Genomic DNA, 16,467 nt, shown 5'->3' on the forward strand with positions numbered 1-16,467 from the left:
GAGCAACCATGAGAATTCACAGACGTTCGTTGAACCCGATTGCATTGACTGTTGGATTGGTAGGCACGTTGATGCTTCAGTCTGGCCAGTGTCTCAGCGCGCAAGACAGTCCAAAGTTGATGCCGCTGAATTACAACCATCCTGGTTTGGAAGTGGACTTGGGCGTGGGGCTTTGGGCCTATCCGTTGCCGATGGACTATGACGGCGATGGCGATTTGGATTTGTTGGTTGGATGCCCGGACAAACCTTCCAACGGAACGTACTACTTCGAAAATTCAACTCAGGACCCGAACGTCAAAATGCCGGTCTTCGAAGCACCGGTTCGTCTCGGCCGCGCGTTCCACAACATGTTGGCGAGCGAAGTCAATGGCGAGGCCAGAGTCTTGATCCCGGGCAAGTACTTTGGACAGGATCCCACGACCGGGAAATTCAACTTCGACAAACCGACAGGAATCTCTGCTCCTGGAAAACCATTGACCACGCCGGGAGCTCGAATTCGCGGCAATATGTGGCGATACGTGGACTATGACGGCGACGGTGACCACGACTTGGTCGCCGGCGTCGGAGATTGGGCCGACCTGGGTTGGGACCATGCCTATGACGAGACGGGCACTTGGCAAAACGGTCCGCTACACGGCTACCTGTTTTTGATGACCAACGCAGGCGACGACTCGGAACCGGATTACGAAAAGCCGGAGATGATCTCTGCGGGTGACGGGGTGATTGATGTTTACGGGTGGCCGTGTGCTAGTTTCGTCGACTTCGATGGGGATGAGGACCTCGACATCGTTGTTGGTAACTTCTTGGACTATTTCACATACTTCGAAAATGTTGGGACTCGCGAAAAACCTCGGTATCAATCCGGCAAAGAACTCCAGAATGTTGACGGCGAACGTCTGACGATGCATTTGCAGATGATCACTCCGACCGCGATCGATTGGGACCGCGATGGTGATGCGGACTTGATCGTGGGCGACGAAGACGGCCGCGTTGCTTTCATCGAAAACACTGGCGAGCTGCGCGACGGACAACCCGTGTTTCAGAATCCGGTTTACTTCCGGCAAAAGGCTGACACGCTGAAGTTCGGAGCGCTCGCTACGCCGTACGTATCCGACTGGGACCAAGATGGCGACGATGACATTGTGTGTGGAAACACAGCAGGCAACATCGGATGGTTTGAGAATCGTGGAGACGGACCGGATGGATTGCCCATGTGGGCTGAACCAGTGTTGCTGAACGTTCGCAACGCGGACGGAACGGAAGAGCCGTTTCGGATTTTGGCGGGCGAGAACGGTTCGATTCAAGGGCCGTGCGAAGCCAAGTGGGGCTACACAACATTGTCGCTCGCCGATTGGGATGGCGATGGCGACGATGACATTGTTTACAACTCAATCTTGGCCGAGGTTGGAGTGTTGCTTAACGAATCCGGCACACTGGTTGAACACGAGTTGAAATCGGCTCCGGTCGAAAGTCCACCGGCTTGGTACCCTTGGAAGTCCGCCACGAAAGGTTCTTTGACGCAGTGGCGAACAACGCCGGTCGCGATTGATTTCGACGGCGACGACGAACTGGATTTGGTGTTGATGGACCAAGAAGGCTACCTGACGCTTCGTCGTTCAGCGGGTGAAGCCGAGCGATTGTTTGTGGATGAGTCGGGGCAGCCGATTCGATTGGCATCGGGGACCGCCGGACGTTCCGGACGAGTCAAGCTCGCCGTTGGCGATTGGGATTCGGATGGGCGATTGGACGTGCTGATCAATTCCGAAAATGTCACTTGGTATCGCAACGTTGCTGATCAGGATGGCAAGGTGGTCCTTAAACGGATTGGAAATTTGGCACGTCGCAATGTCGCAGGACATACCGCCAGCCCTGCGGTTTGCGACTTCAACCGAGATGGCAAATTGGATCTGATTGTTGGCAGCGAAAACGGCCGGATGTATCACATTTTTCATGATGATTGCATTTCTTTTTCAGAATCGGAATTGGCCGCGGATGTGCAATTTCAGCGTGCGTCGCCGGCGAAGCCTGTTGATCCAGAAGTGGATCGCGAGGATGCGATCACGTTCGATTCAACGCGGGGACGAATCGTGGCTTGGATCGAGTCGGGAAAAGATGCGGCGAAGTCCGACGTCGTGCGATACCGCTATCATGACGGTACAAAATGGTCGGGGCCGATCACTGTGTTGTGGGAACAATCCAAACCCGGAAAGGTGGAATGTTCGAGATTACGGTTCGATGATAGCAGCGAAGATGATCGAATCGAGCTGAAGTTTAAAGCACATGTCGGCGACGCGTCGGAAACGGTATCGAAAATTAGTTACGATCGTGGCCGTTCCTTTCGCGATGCCAAGTGATCACCTTCCATGGTGACTGTCGTGCCTGACCGATGACAAAGAGCCCCAATTGTTGAGTCTCTTCGGCAATTGGTTTTGTCAGTCAATTCTTGTTTCAAAGACTTCATACGATCCATGTCCATCATCGCTTTAGGTCTCGATTTCGGAACGGAGTCCGTTCGCGCCATCCTGGTGGACTCCGAGGGATGCGAGGTAGGGTCCGCGGTCAGTTCGTTTGACCATGGCCAAATCCTTGATGCTTTGCCCGGCAGCACGGAGCCTTTGCCAGAGCGGTATGCATTGCAGTGTCCGGCCGATTGGATCGAGTCGGCCGCCGTGGCAACCAAAGATGCTTTGGCGTCTGCTGGTTTAAGTGGCGACGAAGTGGTTGGCATCGGTGTGGACTTCACCAGTTGCACGATGTTACCGACCAAACGCGATGGGACTCCGTTATGTGAATTGGAGGAATGGAAGTCGAGATCGTTGGCTTGGCCAAAGCTATGGAAGCATCACGGTGCTTTGGAACAAGCCGATCGGATGACGACCATCGCGAAAGAGCGAGGGGAGTCGTTCTTGAAACGATACGGTGGTGTGATCGGATTGGAATGGTTCTTCCCCAAGATGCTGGAAACGATCGAGGGTGATCGTGATGTGGCCGAAGCCGCCGAGGTGTGGCTCGAAGCGGGGGACTGGTTCGTATGGCAACTCGTCGGCAGCCATTGCGATCAACTCGTTCGTTCGACTTGCCAAGCCGGTTACAAGGCGATGTGGTCGGCGGAAGAAGGCTACCCGTCGCAGGACTACTTCCAGGCCGTTCATCCGAAGCTCGCCGAAGCTGTTGCCAACCGGATGCCCGGCGAGATGCGGTCACCGGGACAGGTCGCTGGTCACTTGTCCGAACAGATGGCAACACGTTTTGGATTGCCAGCGGGCGTTCCCGTCTCGGCAGCCATCATTGACGCGCACGCGGGCGTTCCCGGAGTCGGTGCCGCTGAACCAGGCACATTGGTGATGGTATTGGGGACCAGCAGTTGTCACATGCTCAACGCAACCAAGATGATGGACATTCCCGGAGTAGCCGGTGTCGTCGAAGGTGGGATTTTGCCTGGGTTGTTTGGATATGAAACAGGGCAGGCTGCCGTCGGTGATGCTTTTGCTTGGTTGCTGAAATTGTTGAACCGTGACTCGTTCGATGATTTGGCCAAAGAGGCAATGAAGTTGCCTCCCGGTGCCGAGGGTGTCACATGTTTGGATTGGCTGAACGGTTGTCGAACACCATTGATGGACGGCGCGGTTCGCGGTGCGTTCACGGGACTGGGAATGCAACACGGTCCCGCTCATCTTTATCTTGCATTGATGGAAGCGTCCGCGTTCGGGGTGCGTTGGATCGTGGAATTGCTGCGTCATGGTTCCGCCGATCGGTCTCCTTCCGGCGCGGGTGAAAGCGGTGTTCCGATCGATCGCTTGATTGCGACGGGAGGTCTGCCGCATCACAACCGCGCGTTCGTGGAAGTGTATGCGGACGTTTTGGGCATGCCCATCGAAATCCATCCTTCCACGCAAGGACCCGCGGTTGGGGCCGCTGTCTTGGGAATGGTCGCCGCCGGGCCTGAGAAGACTCCGTTTTCCAGTATTGCTGACGCGGCTTCTGCGATGGCGGCGGTCCCCGGGGATCAACGCGACCTGATCATGCCTCGGCCAGAGCGAACGCGTGCTTACGAATCGCTTTATGATCGCTATCGTCAATTGGCCGACGCGGTCGCACAGCAATAAATCTAATCCACTTTTCTACTACTTCATTGGCTGACGAGAAGATGCCTCAAACGATCACATTGATTGCCTCCGGAGACCTGCGAGATTCTGCGAACCAAGTTTGTTGGGAGGCCCAAAAAGACATGGAGTCGCGATTAGTCGCGGCGATTGAATCGTTGGGGCACAGCGTCGTTCGCGGTCATGAGTTCGATGAAGCTCGCGGCCATGGTTTCATCCGTTCTCAGCGGCAAGGGATGGATGTGTTTCGTGAGATCGATCCTGAAGCTCCGCTCATCGTTGCTGAGGCGGTGTGGCAATATTCGCATCACATTTTGGCTGGTTTGACGACGCACCGAGGCCCCATTTTGACGGTGGCAAACTGGTCTGGCCAATGGCCTGGTTTGGTGGGGTTGTTGAATCTCAATGGATCGCTGACCAAAGCCGGTGTGCAATACAGTTCGCTGTGGAGCAAAGAATTCGCCGATGCCGTGTTCTTGGATAAACTGAAAAGTTGGTTGGACACCGGATCCGTCGCTCATGAAATGAGTCACGTGACTCCGTATGAAATCACCAGTTGCGACGCTAGCACGCGAGCGTTGGCGTTGCAGATCGCAGAAACGTTGCAGCGTGAGAAAGCCATTTTGGGCGTCTTCGATGAAGGATGCATGGGGATGTTCAATGCCATCATTCCCGATCACCTATTGCACGCGACGGGAGTCTTCAAGGAGCGACTCAGCCAATCGGCGCTTTACTTCGAATCGCAGCAAGTGAGCGATGAAGAAGCGCAGGCGGTGCGAGACTGGTTGGACCAAGCGGGAATGAAATTTCATGCCGGTCCCAATCACGAGACCGATCTCACCGACGCACAGATTCTTGGGCAATGTCGCGTTTACATCGCAGCCATGCGAATCGCCGACGACTTTGGATGCGACGCGATTGGGATTCAGTACCAGCAAGGGTTGAAAGACCTATTGCCCGCAAGCGACTTGGTCGAGGGCATGCTCAATGATTCGGTTCGTCCGCCAGTCTTTTCACGCGACGGTTCGCGCGAATTGTACGCGGGAGGTCCACTGACTCACTTCAACGAAGTCGATGAGTGTGCGGGTTTGGATGGATTGATTACCAACCGAGTTCATTCCGCGCTGGGGCAGCCAGTTGAGAACACGTTGCATGATCTGCGATGGTCTGATCGCGACGCGAGCGGTACGACCGATGAAGAAGTTTGGGTGCTGGAAATCAGTGGCGCGGTCCCGGCTTCTCACTTTGAAAACGGTTGGGCGGACGCGGAGGGTTTTCGGCAACCGCCGATGTACTTCCCATCAGGCGGCAGCACGATCCGAGGTATCTCGAAGCCAGGCGAAGTGGTTTGGTCGCGAATTTTTGTGGAGGATGATCGGTTGCACATGGATTTGGGACGTGCGACCTCGATCGAATTGCCGGCCGAAGAAACGCAGCGACGATGGGATGCAACGACACCACAGTGGCCCATCATGCACGCGGTTTTGCATGGTGTTTCGCGAGATGAAATGATGGCACGTCACAAGGCCAACCACATTCAGGTTGCCTACGCGAATTCAGCGGACGAAGCGGACTTGGCCATGCGAGCCAAGGCGTCGGTTGCCAATCAGTTAGGCATGGTCGTCAACTACTGCGGCGTGCGACCCGATGCTCACTGAGTTCTAAAACGCAGCAATTGGTTCCATTCGCAAGCATTCACCCAGGGTTCGTCCTGGGCAACCGGAGAAATGAAATGACAGTGAGACAACCTGTTTTGGCAACGAAACCCACTTTGTGGGTTGCCCTTGTTTGCGGCATGCTTCTGATGAGCCGCTTTGGGGCAGGGGCGGTCGTCGCCGACGAATCGTTTACCGCGATGACCTACAACGTTCGTTACTTGAATACGCACGATCGGCAAGATCTCTGGTCAATGCGGCGATCCAAGGTAATCGAAACGATTGCGTCCGCGGACGTGGCCGGACTGCAGGAAGTCACGGTGCAGCAGCTGCACGACATTCAAGAAGGCACACCCGAGTGGACTTGGTATGGCGTTGGGCGAGACGACGGGAAGGAAGGTGGTGAGTTTGCTCCCATCGGATACCGGCATGATCGATTCGAAGCGATGGACCATGGGACGCTTTGGTTGTCAGACACGCCTACGGTGGTCGGTTCCAAAGGTTGGGATGCAGCGTTGCCTCGAACGATGACATGGATGGTGCTTCGTCGCAAATTGGATCGAGCTGAGTTTCTGATTATCAATTCTCACTTCGATCACCGAGGTCAGAATGCTCGCGAGCAATCTGGTCGTTTGGTTGCTGCAGAGGTGGATCAACGAGCGACGGAGTTGCCCGTGATCGTAATGGGTGATTTCAATGCGATGCCTGATTCGGCTCCGCTAAAGGCATTGCAGTCCGGGGAAAAGGTGACGTTGCTGGATGCCCGCGACGCGGTCGACGGAAAGCCCAGCGGCCCAACCGGAACCTGGAATGGATTCAAAGCCATTCAGCCCGATCGACGAATCGATCACGTCTTGGTGAACGACCGTGTTGTGGTTCAAGAGTACCGAACACTGGATCCTCGAACGGAAGCCGGCCGCTACGCGAGTGATCACTTGCCGATCGCCATTCGGGTTGACCTGAAGTAGGGCGGAGTCCTCGATTGTTAACTGGCCAAAAAGAAGCCCGCTCGAGGAGAGCGGGCTTGAAGACGTTTGAGTCTGTTCGCGGTGGATCAGCTGAAGTCGGGGAGGCGAACCAATTCGCCGCCTTTCATCGCTGATTCATGGGCGCACAAACCGGTGCAGGTCCAGTTGGCAGCCGTTGGTGCGTTTGGCCATGGATCGCGATCTTCTTTGACCGCCGAGACGAATTCATGCACCATGTGCGGGTGCGATCCGCCGTGTCCGCCGCCTTGGACGAATGACAGGTGATCGGCATCGTGGATTTCGGCGGGCAAGGTGAAACGCTGAATGGGTTCTGGCAGCAGGTGTGCGAAGTCAGGGATCTCGATCTTTTCCGGGATCTCGTGTTCAGGTTTCTTCGCGGTGTGCAGCACGTGCGGTTCGTTTTCAATGAGTGTCCACTCGAAGCTGCGTTTGGTTCCATAAACATCAAAGCTCTCGCGGTATTGCCGAGCCACGTCGTGAAGGAAACGCCAAATGTGCGCCGTGATGTCGCTGTCTTTCAGTTTGATGTGACAGCTTTGAACGGCGAACGGGCTGCCTGACTTTTTGGCGATCTCTTCGCGAACGGTTCCCGATCCGAAGCAGCTGACCGATTCTGCCAAAGCGTTTGTCAGACCGAGGCAGGGGCTGACGACGTGCGTGGCGTAGTGCATTGGGATCATTTCTTCCCAGTAGCTTGGCCAGCCTTCCATGTCTTGTGGGTGCGATGCGGCGAGGTGCTGGATCTTTCCCAGTTCGCCTTTCTCGTACATGTCCTTGATGAACAAAAATTCGCGACTGTAGACGACGGTTTCCGCCATCATGTATTTCAGGCCGGTCTCTTTAACCTTGTCGCAAATTTGTTGGCACTCTTCGATGGTTGTTGCCATCGGAACGGTGCACATCACGTGCTTGCCGGCATCGAGTGCTTTCAACGACATCCAAGCATGATCAGCGATGGGGCTGTTGATGTGCACGCACTCGACTTCAGGATCAGCCAACACGGCGTCGAAGTCGGTGTAGCGTCGGTCGATGCCAAACTGGTCACCCGCCTTGTTCAGTTCTGCCTCGTTGCGTCGGCAAATCGCCACGACGTCAGCGTCCGGGTGAGCTTGATAGATCGAAATGAACTCCGACCCGAAGCCCAAGCCGACCATTGCCATCTTCACTTTGCCATCACTCATCGAAAGGTTTTTCCTTTGCCGTCGAATCTATCTAGGGACCTGAAATCGACCGTCAGTATAAAGCGACCGAAATCGGATTCTATGTGAAATAAAGAAACGCGTGTGTGTTATTTGACGAATGCGGAGGTCGGCAAACCATGCTGGTCGGGGCGGTTTAGCATTCGCTGATGTTGACGGCCAAGCCGCCGCGGGAGGTTTCTTTGTAGCGAGCTGACATGTCCGCGCCGGTGCGTTTCATCACCCGGATGACACGGTCGAGTGAAACGAAGTGTTTGCCATCGCCACGAAGCGCCAGGCGACTCGCGTTGATCGCCTTCACGGCCCCCATGGCGTTGCGTTCGATGCAGGGGACTTGGACCAAACCTTTGATCGGATCACACGTCAGGCCCAGGTTGTGTTCCATTCCAATCTCAGCGGCTTCTTCGACTTGGTGAGGCGTTCCGCCCAATGCTTCGGTCAGAGCTCCCGCGGCCATCGAGCACGCGACGCCGACTTCGCCTTGGCAGCCAACTTCTGCGCCGGAGATCGACGCGTTCCGCTTGTACAACGAGCCAATCACCGCCGCGGTCAGGAGGAATCGTTCGATGGTTTCGTCGGTGACATCCGGGCAGAAACGTTGCAGGTAGTGCAGCACCGCGGGGATGATTCCCGCGGCACCGTTGGTCGGCGCGGTAACGACTCGTCCGCCGGCGGCGTTTTCTTCATTGACCGCAAGAGCATACAAATCGACCCAGTCCAAGACGCACAGCGGATCGCGGTCCAGTGGTGCGGTTCGTTCGGTCAGCGTTCTGTACAGATCCGGCGCACGCCGTTCCACATTCAGGCCTCCGGGCAAGATTCCTTTGGTGCGGCACCCTTTCTCGACGCATTCTCGCATCACTTTCCAGATTCGCTGAAGCCCCGCACGGATCTCTTCGAGAGATCGAAACGTCAACTCGTTTTTGAGAGCGAGTTCGTGGATCGACAGTTGATGCTGATCACAATGTTGAAGTAGTTCACTCGCAGAGGTGAACGGGTGAGGCACATCGGATGAACACCTCGTTTGCGCATTGCCAGCTTGCAGATTCCCACTTTGTCCCTCGCGGACGATGAAGCCACCGCCAATCGAAAGATAGGTGGCTTCGATTGCGGCGGTCGCACCGTCGTTGTCGGTGAACGCTGAGAACCGCATCGTGTTGGGGTGCATTCCTTTGACCGTTCGCCGATGCATGATCAGGTCGGTTGATTCGCAAAAGTCGATTGACCGATCGCCGTTGAGTAAAAGCTGTTTCGATTCGCGAATGGAAGAAAGCTTTTCAGCAACCGTTTCTGTGTCGATTTGGTCAGGGGTTTCGCCCAGCAATCCCATCAACAGTGCGACGTCGGTTTGGTGTCCCAGACCGGTCAGCGCGAGCGAACCGTAGAGGTCGATTTGGACCCGCGAAACGCTTTTCAAGAGGTCGGAATCTTTGAGCTCTTTGAGGAAGGCTTCTGAGGCTCGCATCGGACCGACCGAATGGGAACTGGAGGGGCCAATTCCAATCTTGAACAGGTCAAAGACGCCGAAGTACGGAACCACAGTTTCTTCGGATTCAGCGGGGCGATTCACGAGGCAAAGCTTCCTGTTCGATGGACGCAGTCAGGATACGCGGGCGTGGAACTGGGGGTGAAAGCGGACATGAAAAAAGCCCCGTCAAAACCATGTTCTGACGGGGCTCTTAGGCTTAGCGGAGGACACGGGACTCGAACCCGCAGCCCCTTGCGGGGTACCTCAGTTCCAGTGAGGCCGCTCACCAATTCGCTTATCCTCCGTAGCGGATCAGCAGTTTCGTTGATCCGCTTGTTTTTGGCAACCGTGCCTGATCAGGCGAGTTTCGCACCTGAGATCAGTTTCAGGAAGCCTTCATTATCATCGAACCGACCAAGTTGCTTGGTCAATTGTTCCATGGCGTCGACTGGGTGCATCTCACTGAGAGTACGTCGCAACATGGAGACGGTTTCGTAGGTTTCTTCGTCGAGCAACAGTTCTTCGCGACGGGTGCCTGACTGCGAGATGTCGATCGCAGGATAGACGCGCCGATCGGCGAGGCGTCGATCCAGGATGACTTCCATGTTGCCGGTGCCTTTGAACTCTTGGAAAATCGCGTCATCCATTCGCGAATTGGTGTCGACCAAGCAGGTGCCGACGATGGTCAGCGAGCCACCTTCTTGGAACGCACGTGCGGTTGCGAAGAGTTTCTTGGGGACGTCCATGGCTCGGATGTCCAAACCACCGGTTCCCGTCGCACCCCCGCGGCCGGATTTGCCGACCCATTTATTGAATGCACGGGCCAGACGGGTGATCGAGTCGAGCATCAAGAAAACATCTTGGCCCATTTCGGCCAATCGTTTGGCTCGGTCGATGACCAATTGGCTGAGTCGAACATGGCTTTCGATATCCATGTCCAAGCTGCTGGCGATCACTTCGCCACCTTTGATGCTGCGTCGCATATCGGTGACTTCTTCTGGTCGTTCATCGATCAGCAAAACCATCATCGTCAATTCGGGATGGTTCTGAGAAATGCCTTCCGCGATGTGCTGAAGCATGATCGTTTTCCCGCTGCGTGGCGGTGCGACGATCAGAGCACGCTGGCCTTTGCCAAGCGGTGCCAGTAAATCGATGACCCGATTGGTCAAAGGCATTTTGCCATGTTCGAGCTTGAGAGGTTGCTCGGGGTTGATTGGTGTCAGCTCGTCGAAGCTGGCCACATCGGCGTAGGACTCGGGCGACATGCCATCGACATCGAGGATTTCTCGAACACGAGGGCCTTGTTGACGTTTGGCCTGTTGCACCATTGTCTTGAGAATCAGGCCCTGGCGGAGCCCAAACTTCTCGATCATTGTGCCGGGCACAAATGGATCGGTGCGTTCGCGAGAGTAATTGTTCTTTGGGCTGCGAAGAAAGCCGTAGCCATTGGGGTGCAGTTCCAGGATGCCGTCCCACTCTTCGAGAGGTGCATCGCTTACGAAATCGGCTGGTTCGCCATTGTTGCCACCACCACCATTTCCGCCTCCGCCGCCACCGCGACGCCGACGTCGTGAACGTGATTTTCCACCACCGCCTTGGCCACCACCGCCACCTTGGCCCTGACCGCCATTTTGGGAACCAAAACCACCTCGACCACGCGGGGCACGTTTTTTCTTCGCCATCTGTTATTCCTGTTGTCGTTCGCCAGAATCCCGAAAGGGATCAGCTTGGTTTGTCACGCTCGAACAGATCGAAAACGATCCGGACCATGTGGCAGAAGCCCATGGCGGTTTCCAAGCACCAACTCGCTTTGACAACCAATCAAGAGTAACCGCGTTTGAAATACGAGGTCTTGTGCGTCGAGGGTTGCGGTAACACCAACAACGCGACCGTTGGACATTGCTTGTGAGTCAAACTGCGTCTGAGTCAAACTCATCGCGACAGGCAATTCCTTGCCGTGGGGAGATTCCCGTTAGACGAATCCAAGACTCGCCATGAAACATCACCGACTTGGGCGATACAAAACAAATTCGACCCGAGGCCCAATTCACTTCTTGCCCTAATGCGGATGGCGACCCAATGGTCGTGATTCACTTGCACGAGGGTTTACCTGAGTCACGGCAAAAATACCACAACGCGGGAGAAACCGGCCTCGCACCACATCGAATCATTGGGGGGCCTGAGGAAGGGGGAACATTTATGACATCAGCGTTTCGATGTCTGAACCACCCAACTTTCGACCGAACTATAGGCTGAATTGAGCTTGTGTCAAGTGAGTTTCACCCCGCTGCCACGGTATGGCCACGAAGAAGCCTCTATTTTGCGAGAAAAAGCTACGAACTGCCGGGCGAAGTCGCGGTGAGGTCGAAACGTGGTGTCATTTTGATCGCTTTTGGGTTGGGGCGCGCCCCGCATGCTAGCTTTTGGCTGCCTGGGCCCTCTGCTTGGTCATTTGTTCACATCGTTTCAGGTTTTTTTCCATGGAATCCTCCTCGAATTCCAACTCACCACTGAATTCGCCGGCAATGCGTCGTTTGTTGCGACAGGGATTGATCGGTACCGCCGGTCTTGGCTTGCTCGCCGCGGGACTGCTGGGCGTGATTTGGTTTTACATGTTCTGCCGAATCGAAGTGCCCAGCGGTCATATTGCGGTGCTGCTGAAGAAAACGGGCAGCGAAATCGAGAACTCCACGGAGGTGGTCTCGGAAGCTGACTTCGGCCAGTTCAAAGGCCTGCAGGAGAAAGTGCTGACCGAGGGCCGGTACTTCTACAACCCATGGAATTGGGATTGGGACATCGTTCCCCAAGTCGAAATTCCTGAGAATCGTTTGGGTGTTCGCATTCGTTTGTATGGCGATGACTTGGGCTATGGCAATTTGATTGCTTACGAACCGAACCAGAAAGGGATTGCTGCGGAGGTGTTGCGTCCTGGGCGTCACCAGTTGAACGCGGTTGTCTACGAGGCCGGTCAAGAGGTGCCTCGTTATCGAGACAACTTCATCGAGTTAGTGGAACTGCACGAACCGATTGTGATCCCCGCTGGTTTCAAGGGGGTCGTGACGTTGTTGTCGGCTCCACCCGCAGAAGATCCAAATCAACTTCTCGTCGAAGAAGGCAAACGCGGCGTTCAAGAAAAGACGTTGGACCCCGGTGTCTATTACATCAATCCCTATGTTCAACGTGTGAACTTGGTCGATTGCCGCAGCCAACGATTCAACCTTTCCAATGGCGGCGAAATGGGATTCCCCAGCCGCGATGGATTTTGGGTTCGTCTGGATGGCCGGATCGAGTTTCGAGTGGATCCAGAACGAGCCGCAGAGGTCTTCGTGACCTACAACGATTCTGGCAATGACGATGGATACGATGCACGGGTCGAAGAAGAGATCATCGAAAAGATCATCTTGCCCAACGCACGTTCGTTTTGCCGTCTTCGCGGGAGTGATAACTCAGGCCGCGATTTTATCTTGGGCGAAAAACGTTTGGCGTTTCAAAAGGACTTTCAACAAACGCTGGGCGAAACCTGTCGCCAACAAGGCATCGAGATCATTCAGGCTTTGGTGACGCGCATCTCACCGCCACAGCAAATCGCGTCGCCGGTTCGTGATCGTCAGATTGCGACACAGCAAGCTCAGCAATACGTCAAAGAGATCGAGCAGCAAACCAGTGAGCAGCAGCTCAAGATCGAACAAGAGATGGTCAAACGAAAGGAAGCGTTGGTCGAAGTCGATCGAGAAGTCATCAAGCTGACCACCGAAGCGATGCGGCAACAAGAAGTCGCGGTGATCGAAGCCGAACAAAGAAAGAAGGTCGCGGAGGTGGAGTTGGCGGCGGCGAAAGACCAGTCCGAAGCCATCTTGGCACAAGGAAAGGCCGAAGCCGAAGTCATCGGATTTGAAAACGAAGCGGAAGCCGCAGGGTGGGTGAAATCTGTTGAGGCCTACGACGGCGATGGTGACGAGTACGCACGCTGGGTGATGCTTCGAAAGCTGGCCCCGAGCTACCGCCAAATGATGGTCAACACGGCCGACAGTTCGTTGATGAACATCTTCAATGAATTCAACAGCGAAGCACCCAACAAAAAGACTCAGCCATCCGCTGAAGCGATCAACACATCGAATCAAGACGAATCAGGAGAATCAGAATGAGCCTTCGCCGACATAAATCTTGGATTGGTTTGGCGTTCAGTGGTCTGTGGATCCTGGGCGGTTTGTACTTCGCGTTCTTGTGGTTCTTTTGCCGCGTCTATGTTCCCGAGGGGCATAGTTTGCAGCTTCGGTACAAAGGGCCATTGGTTTTGACGGCTCCCGAAGCCGAGCCCAATCGATTGGCTGGTGAAGGTGAAGTCGGCGTGCGTGCGAAGATGAAGGGGCCCGGCCGACACTTCTACAACCCGATCTACTGGCAGCGCAACGTGGTGCCGGACACGGTGATTCTTCCTGGCGAGATCGGGGTGGTGACCTGCAAGGTCGGCGATAGCTTGCCCAAGGGTGAGTTCCTCGTCGATGGTGATTTGGACGGGGAAAATCAAGCGACCCAGCGAGGCATCTTGCGAAAGGTTTTTGGTCCCGGCCGATACCGCGCCAATCCGTACGCGTACGAATTCAAGATCGTTAAACGCGAAGTGAAGCGATACGGCAATCAAGAGAAGAACAGTGGTTGGGTTGAAATCCCGACGGGATACGTGGGCGTGGTCACGCTGCAAACCAACAACAAACAAGCCGGTTTGGAAAAAGGTGTTCAGTCGAAGGTGTTGCAACCTGGTCTGTACCCGGTCAATCCCAACGAACAGCAGATCGACATCATCAATGTTGGCTACAACGAATCCAGCATCGAAGTTCAGAAGCAAGTCGATGCTCAAGGCAACCAAATGCATGACGAGCATGGTGAGCCACTCGCGACACAGGACACGGGGATCAACTTCCCCAGCAACGATGGTTTTGACATTCAATTGGACTTCTCAGCGATTTGGGGCGTGATGCCCGAAAACGCTGCCCAAATCGTTCGCGTCTTTGGCAACTTGGACGCAGTGGAGCAAAAGGTCATTGAACCTCAGAGCGAAAGCATTTGTCGCAATAATGGTTCCAAAATGGGAGCGATTGAGTTGCTGATCGGTGAAACGCGTGAGCAGTTCCAAACCGATGTCAGCGAAGATTTCCAAAGCGTGCTGTCGGAGAAAGAAATCTCAATGCTGTACGGCTTGGTGCGACACATCTATATCCCCAAGAACGTTCGCGAACCGATTCAGAAAGGATACGTCAGCGATGAATTGAAGCTGACTCGCGATGAGGAAACCAAGACGGCTCGGATCGAGGCGAATCTGCGAGAAGCGGAACGCAAAGTCGACCTGGAAGCCGAACGCGTTCAGGTGGATACCGAGCGATTGCGCGCGGGTGTTCTGGCCGAAGGTGAAAAGAAAGCGAAAGAGATTGCCGCGGAAACAGAGCGATTGATCGCCCAAATCGACCGCGAAACGGCTGAGTTGGATGCTCAGCGATCGGTGTTGCTGGGGCGCGCGTCGGCGGAAGCGAAGCAGATGGCGGCTGAAGCCACGGCGGACAAATTTCGGTTGGCGGTGCAGGCGTTTGGATCGCCCAGTGCATTCAATAAATGGGAATTTGCCGAGCAGTTGCCGACGTCGCTGGATCTGAAAATGTTCTACGCCGGCGAAGGCACCCTTTGGACCGACCTGGAAAGTGTCCAGCCGACGCTGCCTCTGAAGTCCGCTCCAAAGTAACGGCTCACGCAGCAAAGGCACGCTCAAACTCATCTCGGCGGGGACTTCGGTCCCCGCCGTTTTTGTTGATGAGCAGCGATCCACGTCGCGTCCTACCTGGGAAAGTGCGGCCGAATCGCCTCTCTGTTCCGACCGCACCAACCGCCGCCTCGTCGCGTACTGCTGTGGACCGACCCGGCGAGATGGGTATCTTCGTTTGGATCGGATGCCCGAGTTCGTCGCGAGACTTCGCCGGTCGGGCACACTTCACGTTGTCCTTCCAAGCAAGTTTCGATGAACGAACTGAACGAACACGCTGAGTTTTTGTCAGACGCGGAGCTTTCCGAAGCTGCAAAGCAACAACGGCAGCTGACCGAACGCATCGCTCACGCCAGCAGTCCCTTTCGCGAAATCGTGACCCAGATCAATCACGTGTTGGTTGGCCAAAGTCATCTTGTCGATCGCATGCTGATCGGTCTGCTGACTGGTGGCCATCTGTTGATCGAAGGCGTTCCCGGATTGGCGAAGACCACCGCGGTGGCGAGTCTGGCCAAAGCGATCAACACCGGATTTCAACGTCTGCAGTTCACGCCGGATCTTTTGCCAGCGGATTTGATTGGAACTCAGGTCTATCGTCCGCAGGATCAAACGTTCGTCGTTCAGAAAGGGCCGATCTTTTCGAACTTGGTGCTCGCTGACGAGATCAACCGGGCGCCGGCGAAAGTTCAGAGCGCTTTGTTGGAGGCGATGCAAGAACATCAAGTCACGATCGGTAGCGAAACCTTTCCACTGCCCGAGCCGTTCTTGGTGATGGCGACGCAAAACCCGGTGGAGCAAGAAGGCACGTACGCGTTGCCGGAAGCTCAAACTGACCGATTCATGCTGAAAGTCATCGTCGATTATCCCAACCGCGAAGAGGAGTTGTTGATTCTTCGTCGAATGGGAAAGACGGGTACGAAATTGGAAGTCGACGCGGTCGCTTCGCCAGAGGACATCTTGGCAGCACGAGCGTTGCTCGACGAAATTCGCGTCGACGAAAAGGTGGAGGGCTACATCGTCGATCTGGTGATGGCGACTCGGCGTCCAAAGGCTTACGGGTTGGAATTGGATGGATTGATTCAGTTTGGTGGTTCGCCGCGAGCAACGATCAACCTGACGCTCGCTGCCAGAGCGGCCGCATTTTTAGCGGGACGAGCGTACGTGCTGCCGACCGACGTGCGTTCGATTGCGTTGGACGTATTGCGGCATCGGGTGATGATCACTTACGAAGCCGAAGCGGAAGATTTGACCAGCGAATCCATCGTGCAGCAAATTCTCGATCACATTCCGGCACCTTAAGC

Annotated in this window: 10 protein-coding genes and 1 tRNA gene; 7 read left to right on the forward strand and 4 right to left on the reverse strand. The window is 55.2% G+C overall.

Annotation, left to right across the window (positions count from 1 at the left end):
- Positions 1–8: 8 nt before the first annotated feature.
- The 4 genes from RE6C_RS16325 (at position 9) to RE6C_RS16340 (ending at position 6,726) form a co-directional block, all read left to right on the forward strand.
- Positions 9–2,354, forward strand: a complete 2,346-nt coding sequence (locus RE6C_RS16325) for an FG-GAP repeat domain-containing protein (protein WP_236618269.1) — start codon at positions 9–11, stop codon at positions 2,352–2,354.
- A gap of 114 nt (positions 2,355–2,468) precedes the next feature.
- On the forward strand, positions 2,469–4,106 hold the full coding sequence (locus RE6C_RS16330; RefSeq protein WP_008658244.1) for a ribulokinase: 1,638 nt from the start codon (positions 2,469–2,471) through the stop codon (positions 4,104–4,106).
- 26 nt (positions 4,107–4,132) lie between these two features.
- A complete protein-coding gene (locus tag RE6C_RS16335) occupies positions 4,133–5,761 on the forward strand; it encodes an L-fucose/L-arabinose isomerase family protein (protein WP_008658245.1) in 1,629 nt (542 codons plus the stop codon).
- A gap of 74 nt (positions 5,762–5,835) precedes the next feature.
- A complete protein-coding gene (locus RE6C_RS16340) occupies positions 5,836–6,726 on the forward strand; it encodes an endonuclease/exonuclease/phosphatase family protein (protein ID WP_173401798.1) in 891 nt (296 codons plus the stop codon).
- Positions 6,727–6,812: 86 nt separating this feature from the next.
- Here RE6C_RS16340 and RE6C_RS16345 read toward each other — a convergent pair whose 3' ends face one another.
- The 4 genes from RE6C_RS16345 to rho all read right to left on the reverse strand — a co-directional run bounded on the left by RE6C_RS16345 (position 6,813) and on the right by rho (position 11,096).
- Entirely contained in the window at positions 6,813–7,928 is a 1,116-nt protein-coding gene (locus tag RE6C_RS16345; protein WP_008658247.1) for a Gfo/Idh/MocA family protein, read from the reverse strand.
- Between the two features lie 154 nt (positions 7,929–8,082).
- Entirely contained in the window at positions 8,083–9,516 is a 1,434-nt protein-coding gene (locus RE6C_RS16350) for an L-serine ammonia-lyase (protein ID WP_008658249.1), read from the reverse strand.
- Positions 9,517–9,635: 119 nt separating this feature from the next.
- Positions 9,636–9,718, reverse strand: a tRNA-Ser gene (locus RE6C_RS16355).
- 52 nt (positions 9,719–9,770) lie between these two features.
- Entirely contained in the window at positions 9,771–11,096 is a 1,326-nt protein-coding gene (gene rho / locus RE6C_RS16360; protein ID WP_008658250.1) for a transcription termination factor Rho, read from the reverse strand.
- A gap of 798 nt (positions 11,097–11,894) precedes the next feature.
- Between rho and RE6C_RS16375 the strand changes: the two genes are divergently transcribed.
- From RE6C_RS16375 to RE6C_RS16390, 3 genes are all read left to right on the forward strand, one after another.
- Positions 11,895–13,559 carry an SPFH domain-containing protein gene (locus RE6C_RS16375; protein WP_008658252.1) on the forward strand — a complete coding sequence of 555 codons (1,665 nt, stop codon included), beginning with the start codon at positions 11,895–11,897 and terminating at the stop codon, positions 13,557–13,559.
- On the forward strand, positions 13,556–15,148 hold the full coding sequence (locus RE6C_RS16380) for an SPFH domain-containing protein (RefSeq protein ID WP_008658253.1): 1,593 nt from the start codon (positions 13,556–13,558) through the stop codon (positions 15,146–15,148). Before RE6C_RS16375 ends, RE6C_RS16380 begins: the two co-directional genes overlap by 4 nt.
- 273 nt (positions 15,149–15,421) lie before the next feature.
- Positions 15,422–16,465, forward strand: coding sequence for an AAA family ATPase (locus RE6C_RS16390; RefSeq protein ID WP_008658254.1), 1,044 nt, complete (start codon positions 15,422–15,424; stop codon positions 16,463–16,465).
- Positions 16,466–16,467: the final 2 nt, after the last annotated feature.

The sequence above is a fragment of the Rhodopirellula europaea 6C genome, assembly GCF_000338295.1.
GTDB classification, from domain to species: domain Bacteria; phylum Planctomycetota; class Planctomycetia; order Pirellulales; family Pirellulaceae; genus Rhodopirellula; species Rhodopirellula europaea.

Bases quoted from the DNA above. Each gene is read 5' to 3' on its own strand.
- RE6C_RS16325 (WP_236618269.1), top strand. From the start codon at position 9: ATGAGAATTCACAGACGTTCGTTGAACCCGATTGCATTGACTGTTGGA.
- RE6C_RS16330 (WP_008658244.1), top strand. From the start codon at position 2,469: ATGTCCATCATCGCTTTAGGTCTCGATTTCGGAACGGAGTCCGTTCGC.
- RE6C_RS16340 (WP_173401798.1), top strand. From the start codon at position 5,836: ATGACAGTGAGACAACCTGTTTTGGCAACGAAACCCACTTTGTGGGTT.
- RE6C_RS16345 (WP_008658247.1), bottom strand. From the start codon at position 7,928: ATGAGTGATGGCAAAGTGAAGATGGCAATGGTCGGCTTGGGCTTCGGG.
- rho (WP_008658250.1), bottom strand. From the start codon at position 11,096: ATGGCGAAGAAAAAACGTGCCCCGCGTGGTCGAGGTGGTTTTGGTTCC.
- RE6C_RS16375 (WP_008658252.1), top strand. From the start codon at position 11,895: ATGGAATCCTCCTCGAATTCCAACTCACCACTGAATTCGCCGGCAATG.
- RE6C_RS16380 (WP_008658253.1), top strand. From the start codon at position 13,556: ATGAGCCTTCGCCGACATAAATCTTGGATTGGTTTGGCGTTCAGTGGT.
- RE6C_RS16390 (WP_008658254.1), top strand. From the start codon at position 15,422: ATGAACGAACTGAACGAACACGCTGAGTTTTTGTCAGACGCGGAGCTT.